This is a genomic window from Hungatella hominis, assembly GCF_014288005.1.
Taxonomy (GTDB): domain Bacteria; phylum Bacillota; class Clostridia; order Lachnospirales; family Lachnospiraceae; genus Hungatella; species Hungatella effluvii.
Map to the genome: position 1 here is coordinate 176643 of NZ_JACOPB010000010.1, position 16118 is coordinate 192760.

Consider the following 16118-nt stretch of genomic DNA (forward strand, 5'->3'; position numbering starts at 1 on the left):
TTATAGCTAAATACTGTGAAAGGATGTGAGGCGCTAAAAGCCAGTAACGATAAGTTCAGGTTGAAAAGTTAAAAAACGTAAAGAAACGATGTTGTGAAATAAAGAAGGAAGCAAAAACAGGGGGATTTAAACATGAAAAAACTTTTCGTTTCAGCAATCAGTGTTTTAACTGGTATTGCAGTGGTAAGCACGTCGGTTATGGCCCAGCCATTGGGGGAACCGGATTCAGGTGCAGCGCTTCAACCGTCACAGGAATTATCTGTGACACAGCAGTACAAGACGGTATTGCCTGGCTCTGATCCAACTAACACAAAGAATTGGATTCTGGACGAAGCTCTGTCAGATGATTTTGATGGTTCAGAACTTGACATGGAAAAATGGCAGCCTATACCGTATACATGGGCTGGTGCATGGCGTTGGCAGGATGACAATGTAAGTGTTAGTGATGGCAGCCTTCATCTTACGGCAAGACATGATAAAAACGATCTTCTGGACGAATCACCTAATGGCTGGGAGAGCCATAACATGTATGACGGCGACTCTGTAAACGGTGAGTATGTGACATCGCTTTACGGATCGCGGTCTGGAAAGTCTGCACTTGTATATGGTAATTTCTTTCCTATTTGGGTGAGAACAGATACAGTGATTCATAATTTGAATCCGGATAAAATGTATTCCTTTACAGCATACGTTAAAAAAACCGGTAATCAGCCGATTGCACAGATGTATGCAACCGATCCTTCCGACAATGAGATTCCCTTAAGGGGGCCGATCATGGAGTTTGCCGAAAGCGATGACTTTGCTGTATATACTATAGAAGGCATCCGTCCTTCTGATGACGGAACATGTAAAATTGGATTTGAGGTGAAGGCAGATCCTTACGCTATGACAATCATTGATGATGTCACTTTCCGGGAGGAAGGGAGTACGACTAATCTGGCGCCTAATCCGGGCTTTGAAGATATTACCGATATGAATTACTCATCCGGCGGAATCATAAGCAGACAATCTATGAAATATGGATACATGGAAACACGTGCGAAGGGAGCGCCTGCTCTGCCTGGTGCCTGCAGTGCCATCTGGCTTTTGGGAAGAACGGAGAAATGGGGAACAGAGATTGATGTTCTTGAGATCGGGCAGACACAGACTGTGAATGAGCTTGATTTTGCAGTCCACACGTTCAAGACTCCCACTTCGGTACAAAAACCGGCACAGGACAAGAATCCCCATGGAAGTGCAGGAATATGGGGAAGCGGGAATTCCTTTAATCCGTCAAACGAATACCATACATACGGACTGGAATGGGGACCCGGTTACCAGAATTTTTATGTGGATGGCATTTTAAGAGGCCGTTTCTATGCAGGTTCAGCTGGTGCCGTGCAGTCTGACACTATCTGGAAGCAGACCTCAACACAGCACGCCTCCAATATGGATGCGATTCCTCAGAATCTATTGTTATCACTGGGCTTGCGGCCTCCATACCGGGATGGAAACGTTGAAAATTTTAATACCGTTTTTGATGTAGATTATATCCGTGTATGGCGCAGCAATAATACAGAGGCAACCGGTATCATAAAAGAGGTTAATACGAAGGAAGGGAACATAGTCGTTCCCTATGGGACCACCAGAGAAGAATTGGAGTCCAGGTTGGATTCTACTGTGGCAGTTATGCTGAACCAGGCGGTTTCTCTGGCAGATCAACGAGACATTGAAGTGAAATGGGATACGAACGGGTTCGACGGTACGGCAGAAGGAACGATTTATACCCTGGAGGGAAGTTTGATAAATCTTCCGGATGGTGTGACAAACACGAATAATGTTACGGCAGAACTCTATGTTTATATTCAGTCCAAACCATACCGGATCGACAGAGAAGAACTTCAGAAGCTGGTAAACCGTGTATATCACGAAAATGAATATAAGGCGTCGTCGTGGGGGAATTATCTGCTCAAAAGGAAAGAAGCACAGACGGTTTTAGATAAGTCTGATGCAGGAGATCAGGAAATCGTTGATGCATACGAAAATTTGAAAACGGCAATACAGAATTTAGAACTTCTGCCGGATTTAAACGGACTGGTTATGCAGGAATACTATGCCGGGAATTATACATCACAGAGCTGGTGGTTCTATACGCAGGCCCTGAAAGCAGCAAAAAAGGTTCTGGCTGATCCGGAAGCGGCCAGCGGAGATATTGAAAAAGCCTATGACCGGCTAAAAAACGCAATTGATACTCTTGAGGCCGTGCCGATGGGGAAGAATCTACTTTTTGGCAAAATACCGGCATCGAACACGGCAATCAGCAACAATAGGCAGGCTGCTACAGATGGCAGTGTGGATACTGACATTGGCTGGGGCCCGTCAACAGATAAGAGTATTTATACGACTGTTAACGCCGGAAATGAAAACGGTGATGCGGATAACGGCTACTCAACCTGGGAAGGGGCATATCTTCAGTATGATTTTGGAGATGAGAGGCCTGTGAAACAGGTTGTAATCAACCGCTTTTGGTATTTAACAGACTTACGGTCAGTAACCTGGAAAGACTGCATGGTCCAGCTTAGCACATCACCGGATTTTACATCGGATACAACTACGACGATCTTCGGGAAAGCGGATGTGGTGATGGAAAGTGATACCGATATATCGGGCAATTTGCGGAAAGCGCCTCAGATCATCTCTCTCAATGAGCCGGTGTCTGCACGGTATCTGCGTGTATTTGGAAGAGGACATAAGGGGGGCTGGGGAAATTACAGTGCTCGAATGAGTTATTCGGAAATTCAGGCTTTTGAGGCTGCCTCTGTGAATTCCTATGGGATAGCCGGGCGTGTAACAGGAGAAAAAGGCGAGTGCATGGAAGATGTTTCCGTAAATCTGTATGAGGGCAGTGATATCAGCATGGCAAGCCCCTCCGATGCAGCAAAAACAACTGAAGAAGGAGCCTACAGTTTCTGGAATTTACCAGAAGGTAGATACAGCGTAGAGATTCCCGCCAAAAACGGATATAAGCAGGAAGTAAAGACCATTGAAATCAATGGCAGTAATGCGGAAGCTGTAGATTTCCAGCTGGTAAAGATGGAGGAAGAGCACGCTGACAGGGAACTTAGGATAAAAACGCTGCCTGTGAAGATAAAATACTGGATCGGGCAGCAACTGGATTTGACTGGCCTGGAGGTTTCTATCTGCAAAAATGGGGTGGAGGAAAGACAATTAGAGGCTGAAGAGTATACGGTAGGAGAGCTGGATCCATTAAAAACGGGAGCACAAAAAATTACGGTTTCGTACACGGACAGAAGCATAGCCGAGCCAATTACTTATGAAACGTCATTCTCTGTTATGGTTTATGAAACGAAACTGAATCAATCTATTAAAGTGGTTAAAAAGCCGAATCAGCTCATTTATACTGTTGGAGATGAGATTAATCCGGAGGGATTGGAAGTACGCGGACTTAACTTAACGGATGAAAATGTTGTAGTGCTAAAGGATGGAGATTATACATTAGAGTACAATACTAAAAAAGCAGGAACATCTACGGTTACAGTTACAGCAGCCATCACAGAAGGCGATGAACCGGCAGCAGAATTAAAGGATTATTTTGATATCCGAGTATTGGACGGGGATGAATCCATACGATCTGTGGAAAAGATCAATGTTACCCGAAAACCGTATAAGTTGACGTATGAGCCGGAAGACGACTTTGATGCAGATGGTATGATCGTGGAAAAGACAGTAAAGGTGTATGCAACTTCCAGTAATGCAACGTATACGGAACGGGTGCCGATGGAGGAATTGGAAGTAGAAATATCAGATTTATCGAAAACAGGAAACCGGAAAGTAAAAGTTTTTTATTACGAAGAAGGCGAGGATGGCGAAGAACTCGTATTTTCTGACAGCTTTACAGTAAAGGTGAGTAAGGACAGGGAGAAGTTGATAAGCGGGGCGCTGTCCGCAGCACAGAACCGGCTGGAACAGGCTTTACAGTACGGAGAATATATGATGGACAGTGAAAAAGAAGCTGCATTCAGCCAAGCTCTTGATGAGGCGAAGGAGTGCCTGGATACGTACGGTAAAAATGGCAGAATAAGCGATAAATTATATTCCAAGCTTTTATTTCTTGACAGGTTGCTGACAAAGGCGTATCCGGATATCAAAGTCGTCATCGATACAAACGGCTTCTTTAAAAAAGTTAATACACAGGGGCTTATCTTCAGTGCTGACATAAGCTTGAGTCACTCCCAGCAGGTCCGGCTTAGAATTGGTAATACTACGGCTGATGAGATGGTATCTGAAATCTCAGAGGTGTTAGACAACCCGATCGCAGTCAATACATTTCTTACCGCAAATGAGGAAGAGATTCAGCCAGTGCTTCCCATTCGTTTTCAGATGGAGATACCGGCCGGTCTTACTAAAAAGAATCTGATGATTTATGAGTATCGCAATAACGGGTGGAATACTCTAATTCCTACGGTCAAAGGAGATCAGATAAGCTTCCTGATATCAGATTCATCATTGTTTGTGTTGGGGAATAAAAAAGAAGAGATAATTCCACCAAGTGGAACTGACAGCAGCGACAGCGGCAGTATAGGGGAATCAGTCAATACGATTCCGGGAGCATGGAAGAAAGATGATATTGGCTGGTGGTATCAGAAAATTGCAGGCGGATATATCACTTCTTCTTGGGCGCAGATTGACGGCCTCTGGTACTATTTTGATGGAATGGGATATATGAATACTGGTTGGATTTTAGTAGATGGCCTCTGGTATTTTATGAATCCGAATGGAAGCATGGCGGAATCCTGCTGGATAAGCTGGGAAAATAGTTGGTACTATTTGGGGTGGAACGGAGCTATGGCAGTAAATACTGTGACACCGGATGGATTTACTGTCGGTAAGGATGGCGCCTGGATACAACAGTAAGCTGTCATACAAATTTGCAGGGAATATTCTGAAAATATAATATGAGACCGTATACCGTAAGATATGCAGATGTACAGGCAGCAGGCAGCTGCATATGGCAAAATGCCGTGTACATCATGGCATATACGGTATACGGTCTTAATTCCCGTTTTAGGGAAGCCTTATTGATTTACTGAACCAGGAACACTTCCGCACTTCTGGTACCATATGCCCTCGTCTCTCCGTGTGTATTAAAGAAGATATCAACATGGTTTCCTTTTACTGCACCGCCGCGGTCCTCTGCGGTATAGATCACGCCGTTGATCATAATCTTGCTTCCGTAAGGAATCACTCTCGGGTCAACCGCGATCGTGTGGTTGGCGGAGGCGATGGCTCCTGTGCTGGTGTGGCGTCCCCATCCCTCGGAGCAGGCGGAACATGGGCAGTAGCCGGTGGTCTTAAAGATACCGAGGGAGCGAAGCGTTCCTGCGCTTCCGTCAGAGCTCATGACCTGCATGTCGCCAACACTGTGTACCTTCGGGCTGGAGAGCTTCATTCCTGATGCGTAGGCTTCAACGAGATAGGAACCGTCCTCATATGATTCCCACGGTACGATTACTTCAAATCCGTAATTGCCGGTTCCGGTGCCTTTCCTGACCAGGTCTTCCCGATAGTCATCGGCGGGAGCCGTGTACTCGGCTTCTGTCTGTCCTGTCGCCTGATTGGTGACTGTGACCTTGACTTCTACCGCGGAAGCGGGATCGGAGCTGTTCCAGGCCCAGCCCCGGACGCTGTCGCCTTCCACACAATCCAGAACTCCGGGTGTCTGCCCTGCGAGAGCCGGGACAGCGGTACCTAATAAAAATGTCATCATAAGTAAAGTTCCGAAGAACAGTTGATTTCGTTTCAATCGTTTCATGTAATAAATACATCCTTTCTTTTTTACTAACTGTAACATATTTTAATATATTATATATATATATGTAACAGTTTTGTAATAAATGAGGTACAAGTACACATTTTACACTATTTTCCAGATTTGTCAAGGATTTGAATAAAAAAATAGAGATGCCCGATGTTTCATAAGGCGTCTCTATTCGTTCTGATGTGTTGATTGAAAGGCTTTTCTTCTTATATTATAATTCAGGATCTACTCCGCAATTGCCTGAAATACTTCCTGTTTTTTTACTCCATAATCCAGTGCTTCCTGGTGGCTTGAGAAGTAGAGATCTACGGTATGGCCGTCCACTCCGCTTCCGATGTCCTCTACCGTGTAAACAGTTTCACCGATTATTACCTTTGTTCCCAGGGGAAGTACGGTGATGTCTGCTGATATGGTGTGATTTGCCTGCGGCACGGTACCGGAATAGGTGAGGCCGCTGCCGCCGGAACATTTACTGCATCCACAGTATCCGGTGGTCTTGAAGATCCCGAGGGACTCTCCTTTTTTATATCCTCCGAAGGTTTCTTCCACTGGTTTCTCCTCTTTTTTCGGGATTCCAGGGCCGATCTCCTCGCTGGTGCTTTCAGTTTTCTTTAAGGCTTCTGGTGCCGGTTTGTATTCCAGGGAGCCGGTAAGAAGTGTTTTTTCATCTCCGGTTACCAGGCAGGCTTCTACTTTATAAGCGCTTCCGCCTATTTCTTCCCAGTTGATCTTATAGTCAAATGCACGACAGCCGTCTCCATAGGACTTTCCTGCCTCTTCGCTGTAGCTTTCTTCCGGTACTGTGATGACCTTTGCCGCTTTGGCGGCTCCGTCTTTGTAAATATGCAGTTCAACCGCTGCCGTCTCGCCGGATTCCGCGTTGTCCTTCAGCCACCCTGTAATATGGTTTCCATCCACGGCTGTGAGAGCGCCTTTTTCTTCGGCAGCCAGAGCTGTTATGGATAAAAACAGGGTACAGAGGAGCGTCACACACAGCATCAGAAGAAGCTTTCCTGATTTCTTTTTCATGATTTACCTCGCAATATTATGATTTTTCCGTGAAATATGATAGAAAAATGCGTTGTTATGGTGTATCAATTTTCATTATATTACAAAAATGTTAAATGTCAAGGAAATACTGGCAATACGTTTGTAACATTTGTCTTACTTCATTAAAATGCTTTATAATTTATAAAGAAGAAGTTCACAGAAAATTCTCAAAAAATTTTCAATCGAATGTATTGACAAATGAGGGAAAAAAGAATATATTATGAAATGAAGATGTTAGCACTCCCAAACGTTGAGTGCTAACAGGAAGACTCAGAAAGGAAGTGTGGCGGGTTGAACGATAAGGACCAGTTGGACGGCCGTAAGGTTACGATCTTGAAGGCTATTATTAAAACGTACTTAGAAACTGGCGAACCGGTTGGTTCCAGAACTATTTCCAAGTACACCGATCTGAATTTGAGTTCAGCCACGATCCGGAATGAGATGTCTGATCTGGAGGAGCTGGGATACATTGTACAGCCGCATACGTCGGCCGGGCGGATTCCCTCCGATAAGGGATACCGTTTTTATGTGGATCAGATCATGCAGGAGAAAGAAGAAGAGTTTACTGAAATCAAGGACCTGATGCTAAAGCGTGTGGACCGGGTCGAGCTTCTGCTGAAGCAGATGGCAAGAATCCTGGCGCAGAACACGAATTACGCGGCTTTGATCAGCGCTCCCCAGTATCACAGAAACAAGCTGAAATTCATCCAGCTGTCCAAGGTTGATGATGGAAAGCTTCTGGTGGTCATCGTTGTAGAGGGAAACATGATTAAGAACACCATGATCCCCGTCAGCCAGCAGCTAAGCGATGAAGGGCTTTTAAATCTTAACATTCTTCTTAATAATGCCTTAAACGGGCTGACCATAGAGGAAATCAATCTGGACGTGATCAGCAGATTAAAGGAGCAGGCCGGCATACACAGCGAGGTGGTCGACCGGGTTCTGGGCGAGGTTGCGGAAGCAATCCGGGCGGACGACGATGATTTGCAGATTTACACCAGCGGCGCCACGAACATTTTCAAGTATCCGGAGTTAAGCGACGGAGAGATGGCAAGCCGTCTGATCGGTACGCTGGAACAGAAAGAACTTCTTCAGGAGCTGGTCGATGATGTGAACAGTTCAGAAAGCAGTTCGGGAATTCAGGTCTATATCGGCGAGGAAGCGCCGGTGCAGACGATGAGGGACTGCAGTATCGTCACAGCGAATTACGAGCTGGGCGAGGGCTTGAGGGGAACGATCGGTATCATCGGTCCAAAGCGTATGGACTATGAAAAGGTTTTGAATACGCTGCGGAATCTCATGACGCAGCTGGATTCAATCCTGAAAAAAGATGAAAGGTGAAGGGAAGAACAGTGAGCAGCGAAGAGACGAGAATAGAAGAGGAACTGGTAGAAGAGGCCATGAAGGCTGAAGACGCCGGTTCCGTTGAAAAGGAAATAGAAAAAGGCGAAAAAGAGGCCGCAGAGACAGACGCGTGTGCCGAGGATGCCGCTGAGGAAAAAAACGGAGAAGAAGAGCCGGTAGAAGAAAAGCAGACAGAACCGGAGAAAAAAGGATTTTTTGGAAAGAAGAAAGAGAAGAAAGATCCGAGAGACATCAAGATAGAGGAACTGACCGACCGTCTGCAGCGGAATATGGCCGAGTTCGATAACTACAGAAAGAGGACAGAAAAAGAAAAATCTGCCATGTTTGAAATCGGTGCCAGAGATATCATTGAAAAGATACTTCCGGTGGTCGACAATTTCGAGAGAGGCCTTGCAGCCGTTCCGGAGGAGGATAAGGGCGCTCCGTTTGCAGAAGGAATGGAAAAAATATATAGACAGCTTATGAAGACGCTGGAAGATGCAGGTGTAAAACCGATCGAAGCAGTGGGTCAGCCATTTGACCCGAATTTCCACAACGCAGTGATGCATATTGATGACGAATCCCTTGGTGAGAACACGATCGCCATGGAACTTCAGAAGGGTTATACCTACCGGGATACCGTGGTGAGACACTCCATGGTTCAGGTAGCCAATTGACTGTGAGCATTTAACGAGGTCTTTTCGGGTTTAGTGCGAACGTCGTTCACGAATCTTAGCGAGGTTCTTTCGAGCTTAGATGAGCTGAACATACCTTTATTAAATGATAAAATTGAGAGTAAAGACAATTATAGGAGGAAAAAACTATGGGCAAGATTATTGGTATTGACTTAGGTACTACTAACAGCTGTGTGGCTGTTATGGAAGGTGGAAAACCGGTTGTTATTCCGAACAGTGAGGGTGTAAGAACAACACCATCTATCGTAGCATTTACAAAAAACGGTGAGAGACTGGTAGGTGAGCCTGCAAAGCGTCAGGCGGTTACCAATGCGGACAGAACCATCTCTTCCATTAAGAGACATATGGGTACAGACTACAAGGTAGCGATCGACGGAAAGAACTACACACCGCAGGAAATCTCCGCGATGATTCTGCAGAAGTTAAAAGCTGACGCAGAGGCTTATCTGGGTGAGAAGGTAACAGAGGCCGTTATCACGGTTCCTGCATACTTCAACGACGCACAGCGTCAGGCAACCAAGGACGCAGGCAAGATTGCCGGCCTTGATGTAAAGCGTATTATCAACGAGCCGACGGCAGCAGCGCTGGCATACGGCCTTGACAATGAAAAAGAGCAGAAGATCATGGTATACGATTTAGGCGGCGGTACATTCGATGTTTCCATCATCGAAATCGGCGACGGCGTAATCGAAGTGCTTTCCACAAACGGCGACACCCGTCTGGGCGGCGATGATTTCGACAACCGCATCACCCAGTGGATGGTAGACGAATTCAAGAAGACAGAGGGCGTAGACTTATCTGGTGACAAGATGGCTATGCAGAGATTAAAAGAAGCTGCAGAGAAGGCTAAGAAGGAATTATCCTCCTCCACAACCACCAACATCAACTTACCGTTCATCACTGCTACGGCAGAAGGCCCGAAGCATCTCGATATGAACTTAACGAGAGCGAAATTTGACGAGCTGACACTCGATCTGATCGAGCGTACAGCTGTTCCGGTACAGAACGCATTAAGAGATGCCGGAATCACAGCTTCCGAGCTTGGAAAAGTTCTGCTGGTAGGCGGTTCCACCCGTATGCTGGCAGCACAGGAAAAAGTAAAACAGCTGACAGGAAAAGAACCGTCCAAGACCTTAAATCCTGACGAGTGTGTGGCGATCGGCGCCAGCATCCAGGGCGGTAAGCTGGCAGGCGATGCCGGCGCAGGCGATATCCTTCTTCTGGATGTTACTCCACTGTCCTTATCCATCGAGACCATGGGCGGCGTAGCGACAAGACTGATTGAGAGAAACACCACAATCCCGACAAAGAAGAGCCAGATCTTCTCCACAGCGGCTGACAACCAGACAGCGGTTGATATCCACGTTGTACAGGGCGAGAGACAGTTTGCAAGAGACAACAAGACACTCGGCCAGTTCCGTTTAGACGGAATTCCGCCTGCAAGAAGAGGCGTTCCGCAGATCGAGGTTACCTTTGATATCGATGCCAACGGTATCGTAAACGTATCCGCTAAGGATCTTGGAACAGGCAAGGAACAGCATATCACCATCACCTCCGGCTCTAACATGTCCGATGATGATATCGATAAGGCTGTAAAAGAAGCGGCTGAATTCGAGGCTCAGGATAAGAAGCGCAAGGAAGGCATTGATGCGAGAAATGACGCCGACTCCATGGTATTCCAGACAGAGAAGGCTTTACAGGAAGTAGGCGACAAGATTGACGCCAATGATAAGGCTGCCGTAGAAGCTGATTTAAACGCTTTAAAAGAAGCCATCAACAGAGCTCCGATCGAAGAGATGACAGACGCGCAGATCGAAGACATCAAGGCAGGCAGAGAGAAGCTGATGAACAGCGCTCAGGCACTGTTTGCAAAAGTATATGAGGCTGCCCAGGGTTCTGCAGGTGCCGGCCCAGATATGGGCGCTGGTGCGGATAACGCAGGCGGCGGAGCTTCCTATCAGGACAGCGATGTAGTTGACGGAGACTACAAAGAGGTGTAAGATAGTCTGGTCAGTTGACTGGGCTTTGGAAAAAGTGTTGTAGTGATACAGCACTTTTTCCGCAGTTTTCATATCTGGCTGTCCGGCAGGCATGAAGGGCCGGAAACAGGTAAAGCGATAAGTGAAAGGTAGACCTAAGATGGCAGAAAAGAGAGATTATTATGAAGTCCTCGGCATTCCCAAAGACGCAGACGATGCGGCGATTAAGAAGGCCTACAGGGCATTAGCAAAAAAATACCATCCTGATACGAACCCCGGCGACGCTGCCGCAGCGGAGAAGTTTAAAGAGGCTTCGGAGGCGTACAGCGTGCTCAGTGATCCCGATAAGAGACGCCAGTACGACCAGTTTGGTTCCGCTGCGTTTGACGGAAACGGCGGACCGGGCGGATTCGGCGGTTTCGATTTTTCCGGCGCAGATATGGGAGATATCTTTGGCGATATCTTCGGCGATATTTTTGGCGGCGGACGATCCAGAAGCGGTGCCCGTTATAATGGACCATCGAGGGGCGCCAATGTCAGGACCAGTGTCCGGATCACATTTGAAGATGCGATTTTCGGATGCGAAAAAGAGATCGAGCTTAATTATAAAGAGGAATGTGCGTCGTGTCACGGAAGCGGGGCGAAAGCGGGAACCTCACCCGTTACCTGTCCGAAGTGTAACGGAAAAGGTAAGATCATGTATACCCAGCAGTCCTTCTTTGGTCAGGTACAGAATGTCCAGACTTGTCCGGACTGCGGCGGAACAGGCCGTATCATAAAAGAAAAATGTCCGGATTGTTATGGAACCGGATATATTACGAAGCGTAAGAAGTTTAAGGTCACGATTCCTGCGGGCATCGATAACGGACAGAGCGTGCGTCTGGCCGGAGCCGGTGAACCTGGAACCAATGGCGGAGAGCGGGGCGACTTACTGGTCGAGGCCGTAGTATCCGGCCATCCGATCTTCAAACGTCAGGATACCAGCATTTTCTCCACCGTGCCGATTTCCTTTACCAGGGCGGCGCTGGGCGGTCCGATCCGTATCAAGACGGTGGATGGAGACGTGGAATACGAGGTGAAGGCCGGAACCCAGACAGACACCAAGGTTCGCTTAAAGGGCAAGGGCGTTCCGTCTCTGAGAAACAAGGCAGTCCGCGGCGACCATTATGTCACACTGGTTGTACAGGTGCCAGAGCGTATGAATGAAGCTCAGAAGGAGGCGCTGCGCAGGTTCGATGAGGCGATGGGCGGCGACAGCTCCGAGGGCGAGAAGCATAAGAAAAAAGGAATTTTTAAATAGCAGTTATCGATAAGGCCGTCATCAGGCAGTAATCCCTGATGGCGGCCTTTTCATTTACTGAAAATTCATATAAAAATTTATGAATCCTTACAATTTTATACAATACACAAAATATAATTGGTTCTATCTTGTAAAAAACAGTAAAAACCAGTAAAATAGGAATCAGTAAAAGAAACGTATCAGTTTCGGTTTTGGGGAAATCCGGAAAGGGTAAGGGATGACAGAAGAAGAGCGGCAGGTTTTAGAGTTTGTCAGGCGGTTTCACCAGGTCTGTCTGGAAGAGCAGGATATGGAACAGGTCGGTCAGATGATTTCTGACGATATCGAATGGACTGGTGCAGGAAGATACAATACAGTAAAGGGACGTGAGAACATCTTAAACGTCTTTAAGGCGGATCAGAACGGAAAGAAGTACGATTATCAGATTCTGAATGCGGATTATGCGGTATCGCTTCTCGCCGGACATATTTATTCCTTTTCAGGAAGCTGTTACGTCAGAGGAATCCGGGGGGGTCTGGAGGACGGCGAGCATGTGGTGCGCGCAACGGGCATCTGCCGGTTTGAGGACGGCGTCGGATATATGATGAGACTTCATCACTCTCTTCCGAACCGTGCGTGGGAATCCGACCTGCAGCGAATGACACAGGAAGATGTGCGGGTGCTGCGGAGTCTGGTCGGTTTGCAGTCAAAGGAACTGGAGGAGAAAAACTCTAACTTGGACGCGCTGATTCAGAATATCCCCGGCGGCGTTATCTGCTGCAGGGACGATGAGGACCTGGAGCTTATATTTTACAGCGATGGCTTTTTAAAGATGTTCGGCTATACAAGAGATGAGATGGAGATGGTCCTTGAGAATAAGTTTAGCCGGATGATCGTGCCGGAAGATTTACAGAGCACGCGTCTGGACGTGATCCGTCAGATGAAGAACGGAAACACCAAGGAGATCGAATACCGTGTGATTTGCAAGGACGGAAGTTATCTTGTCATTCAGGATAATGGACAGCTGGTCATGCGGGACGGACAGCCCGTCTTTTACTGCATTCTGATCGACATTACAGAGCGCAGAAAGGCGGATGAGGAGCTGAAGATGAGTCTGGAACGGTACCAGATTATCTTAAATCAGGCGACAGACATTATTTTCGAGTGGGATATCAAGAGCGATACACTGACCTGCTCGCCGAACTGGATCAAAAAATTCGGATATCAGGTGGTCCGTAATCACATATCGGAAGAGGTATTGAGACGGGGCAATTTACATAACGATGATAAAAAGATCTTTGTGCAGATGCAGAAAGAAGTCCTCTTAGGATCCCCCTACGGGGAAAATGAGATCCGGATAGCCACAAAGGATGGGCGCTTTATCTGGTGCAGGGTGCGCTACACGCTTCAGACGGACCAGGACAAGCGGCCGGCACGGGCCATCGGACTGATCGCGGACATCGACAAGGAGAAGCGGGAAAAGGAGCGGCTGCTGGAGCTGGCGGAACAGGACTCGCTGACCGGCCTCTACAACCGGGGCGCGGTTCAGACGCTGATCCAGCGGTATGTGGTGAAGGCGCTGCCGTCGGACCACTGTGCGCTGATGATTCTTGACGTGGATAATTTTAAAAAGGTCAATGATATTTACGGCCATTTAAGCGGTGATGCGATGTTAAAAGACATTGCGGACATGCTCTGCAGGCTGTTTCCGGAAAATGCGGTTCTGGCAAGAGTCGGCGGAGATGAGTTCGCGGTCCTTTTGTACCATGTGAAAACTTTGGGTGAGGTGGAGGAGAAAGCGGACGGGATTCTTAAAAATTTCCGGTCGATTTTAAGGCAGCAAAAAGATATTATATCCTGTTCGATCGGTATCTCCATTGCTCCCGAGAACGGCGATAACTTCGCAAGTATCTACAAAAACGCCGATACGGCGCTCTATCAGGCCAAACGGCAGGGGAAAAACAGATATGCCCTCTATGCGGAATCGCTGGAGGATGTCATGTCACCGGAGGGACAGACGGACGTGGCCGGAGCGGCGGTTATGGATCAGAAACTCGCTGACCAGAACCTGACAGGCTATGTGCTGGATATCCTGAGCCGCTCCCACAGCATGGAAAAATCCATCAATCAGCTGCTGGAGATTGTCGGAAGACAGGTGGATGTGTGCCGTGTCTACATTTTCGAGGATGACGAAGACGGAATCAGATCCTCCAACACGTTCGAGTGGTGCAAGGAGGGAGTCCAGCCCGAAAAGGAGAATCTGCAGAGCATAAATATGGAGGAGCTCGATCATTACTACGATAACTTTAATGAGGAAGGAATCTTTTTCTGCCGGGATGTTAGTACGCTTCTGACGCATCAGCGCATGATTCTGGAAAATCAGGGGATTAAGTCCGTGCTGCAGTGCCGGATCATAGACCAGGGGAAGCCGAAGGGATTCATCGGTTTCGACGAATGCATGGAAAACCGTTACTGGACCGGCAATCAGATCCGGCTGCTTCAGACCATTTCCAGGATTCTTGGTATCTTTTTAATGAAGGGAAGGGCGCAGGAGCAGCTTGGCAGGGCTATGAACGGATTTTCCGCAGCATTGGAGGAGCAGAGAGACTGGTTCTATATTCTGGACATGGAAACGTGTCAGTTTCTCTACACCAGCAGAAAGGTGCAGGAACAAGATCCGGCGGTCGTCTGCGGCGGTGTCTGTTACCGTGTGTTCTTCGGGGCGGACCGGATGTGCGAGGGATGTCCCATGCTGATGCTGGATTCCGTCAGGACCAGTGCGTCGAGTCTCGTCTGGAACCGGAATAGGAAATGCTACGTGCATACCCGCGCCCAGGCTGTATTGTGGCCGGGAGGAAGAGAGGCATGCATGATCAGCTGCCGCATTGTGGAAGGGCTGGAAAAACAGAGAGAGGAACCAGAAAATAGCTTGGAGGAAGAAAAATGAAAAAAATAAGAAGATTTATACAGACGTCGGCACTGGCATTCTGCGCAATCCTGTGGTTTTCCATGGCAGCGTTTGCGGATAATACGCAGGAGGTACGGGATTTTCCGGGATTTAACGGTTCCGGATCGAAGCAGGTCGGACCGATCGAGGGCAGCGTCTCCTATGACTGCTGGTACGATGACGACGACAGCGATGATGACGACGGCGGACCGGGCGCCTATACGTATAAGAGAGGATGGCGCTACAGCCCGGGCGGCTGGTGGTTCCAGAACAGTGATGGGAGCTGGCCTTCCAGCGGTTGGAAGCACATCGACGGCAGATGGTATATGTTTGACAATGGCGGTCACATGATGACCGGATGGTACACCGATGGAAACGGCAATAAATTTTATTTAAATCCGACTGACGACGGCACTCTGGGTTCCATGAGAATCGGCTGGCAGATCGTCGACGGAAAGGCCTACTATTTTAATACAATGTCCGATGGTACGCTGGGACGTCTCCTTGTGAATACGACAACGCCGGATGGCTACCATGTGGGTACCGACGGCATCATGGCACAGTAGCCGGGACGGAAGGGCGGGAGCCCCGTATTCTGAACAGCCTGGATACATGGATGACAGATAAGAAATAACAGATAAGAAATAACAGATGAGGCATATTAAATGAAACAGAAAAAGGCTGAACCTGCTTGCCGCGGGTTCAGCCTTTTTCATTTCGATTACAAACTCTAATTGCCGTTAGATTGTAATATGTGAAAATGCGTTCTGTGTCCGGTCCCTCATGACTCAGGGCGAGTGTGATGTGGTGTAATGCATCAAGGAATTTCGTTTTTCTTGATATTTTTTGCCCCTTGTGATCGGTATGGAACAGAAGTGATTTTCATCCGTTCAATAGATTAATGCAGGAGGATCGTGTTTTATTGCATCTATTTCAAAAAAAAATAAAAAAAAATTGTTTTTCTTTTTCGCTTCCATGCGTTATGATGGAACAGACAGACGTACAG

At 47.5% G+C, this 16118-nt stretch carries 9 protein-coding genes; 7 read left to right on the top strand and 2 right to left on the bottom strand.

The genetic code is table 11. The annotated features are described in order from the left end of the window. The first annotated feature begins 132 nt into the window (after nucleotides 1-132). Nucleotides 133-4914, top strand: a complete 4782-nt coding sequence (locus H8S75_RS20440; RefSeq protein WP_187023164.1) for a bacterial Ig-like domain-containing protein — start codon at nucleotides 133-135, stop codon at nucleotides 4912-4914. Between the two features lie 169 nt (nucleotides 4915-5083). Here H8S75_RS20440 and H8S75_RS20445 read toward each other — a convergent pair whose 3' ends face one another. Both H8S75_RS20445 and H8S75_RS20450 read right to left on the bottom strand, forming a co-directional pair. Next, the gene (locus H8S75_RS20445; protein ID WP_187023165.1) at nucleotides 5084-5812 is read right to left on the bottom strand and encodes a 3D domain-containing protein; all 729 of its coding nucleotides are present in this window, start codon (nucleotides 5810-5812) and stop codon (nucleotides 5084-5086) included. Between the two features lie 231 nt (nucleotides 5813-6043). Further along, nucleotides 6044-6847: a 3D domain-containing protein gene (locus H8S75_RS20450; RefSeq protein WP_187023166.1), complete on the bottom strand. Its 804-nt coding sequence runs from the start codon at nucleotides 6845-6847 to the stop codon at nucleotides 6044-6046. 312 nt (nucleotides 6848-7159) lie between these two features. On the opposite strand from H8S75_RS20450, the gene hrcA reads away from it, so the two are divergent. The 6 genes from hrcA (at nucleotide 7160) to H8S75_RS20480 (ending at nucleotide 15678) form a co-directional block, all read left to right on the top strand. Then, nucleotides 7160-8209 (top strand): heat-inducible transcriptional repressor HrcA, encoded by a 1050-nt coding sequence (hrcA, locus tag H8S75_RS20455; protein ID WP_187023167.1) that lies wholly within the window; start codon nucleotides 7160-7162, stop codon nucleotides 8207-8209. A gap of 59 nt (nucleotides 8210-8268) precedes the next feature. Next, nucleotides 8269-8889, top strand: a complete 621-nt coding sequence (gene grpE, locus H8S75_RS20460) for a nucleotide exchange factor GrpE (protein ID WP_187023188.1) — start codon at nucleotides 8269-8271, stop codon at nucleotides 8887-8889. Between the two features lie 146 nt (nucleotides 8890-9035). Next, nucleotides 9036-10907, top strand: coding sequence for a molecular chaperone DnaK (gene dnaK / locus H8S75_RS20465; protein WP_055653986.1), 1872 nt, complete (start codon nucleotides 9036-9038; stop codon nucleotides 10905-10907). 139 nt (nucleotides 10908-11046) lie between these two features. Further along, complete coding sequence (dnaJ, locus tag H8S75_RS20470) at nucleotides 11047-12186, top strand: molecular chaperone DnaJ (protein ID WP_055653984.1); 1140 nt, start codon at nucleotides 11047-11049, stop codon at nucleotides 12184-12186. Between the two features lie 217 nt (nucleotides 12187-12403). Next, nucleotides 12404-15112 (top strand): diguanylate cyclase domain-containing protein, encoded by a 2709-nt coding sequence (locus H8S75_RS20475; protein ID WP_187023168.1) that lies wholly within the window; start codon nucleotides 12404-12406, stop codon nucleotides 15110-15112. Further along, nucleotides 15109-15678: a glucan-binding protein gene (locus H8S75_RS20480; RefSeq protein ID WP_187023169.1), complete on the top strand. Its 570-nt coding sequence runs from the start codon at nucleotides 15109-15111 to the stop codon at nucleotides 15676-15678. The genes H8S75_RS20475 and H8S75_RS20480 overlap by 4 nt, the downstream gene beginning before the upstream one ends. Nucleotides 15679-16118: the final 440 nt, after the last annotated feature.

Coding starts and splice junctions, on each gene's coding strand:
- H8S75_RS20440 (WP_187023164.1), top strand. CDS start 133: ATGAAAAAACTTTTCGTTTCAGCAATCAGTGTTTTAACTGGTATTGCA.
- H8S75_RS20445 (WP_187023165.1), bottom strand. CDS start 5,812: ATGAAACGATTGAAACGAAATCAACTGTTCTTCGGAACTTTACTTATG.
- H8S75_RS20450 (WP_187023166.1), bottom strand. CDS start 6,847: ATGAAAAAGAAATCAGGAAAGCTTCTTCTGATGCTGTGTGTGACGCTC.
- grpE (WP_187023188.1), top strand. CDS start 8,269: ATGAAGGCTGAAGACGCCGGTTCCGTTGAAAAGGAAATAGAAAAAGGC.
- dnaK (WP_055653986.1), top strand. CDS start 9,036: ATGGGCAAGATTATTGGTATTGACTTAGGTACTACTAACAGCTGTGTG.
- dnaJ (WP_055653984.1), top strand. CDS start 11,047: ATGGCAGAAAAGAGAGATTATTATGAAGTCCTCGGCATTCCCAAAGAC.
- H8S75_RS20475 (WP_187023168.1), top strand. CDS start 12,404: ATGACAGAAGAAGAGCGGCAGGTTTTAGAGTTTGTCAGGCGGTTTCAC.
- H8S75_RS20480 (WP_187023169.1), top strand. CDS start 15,109: ATGAAAAAAATAAGAAGATTTATACAGACGTCGGCACTGGCATTCTGC.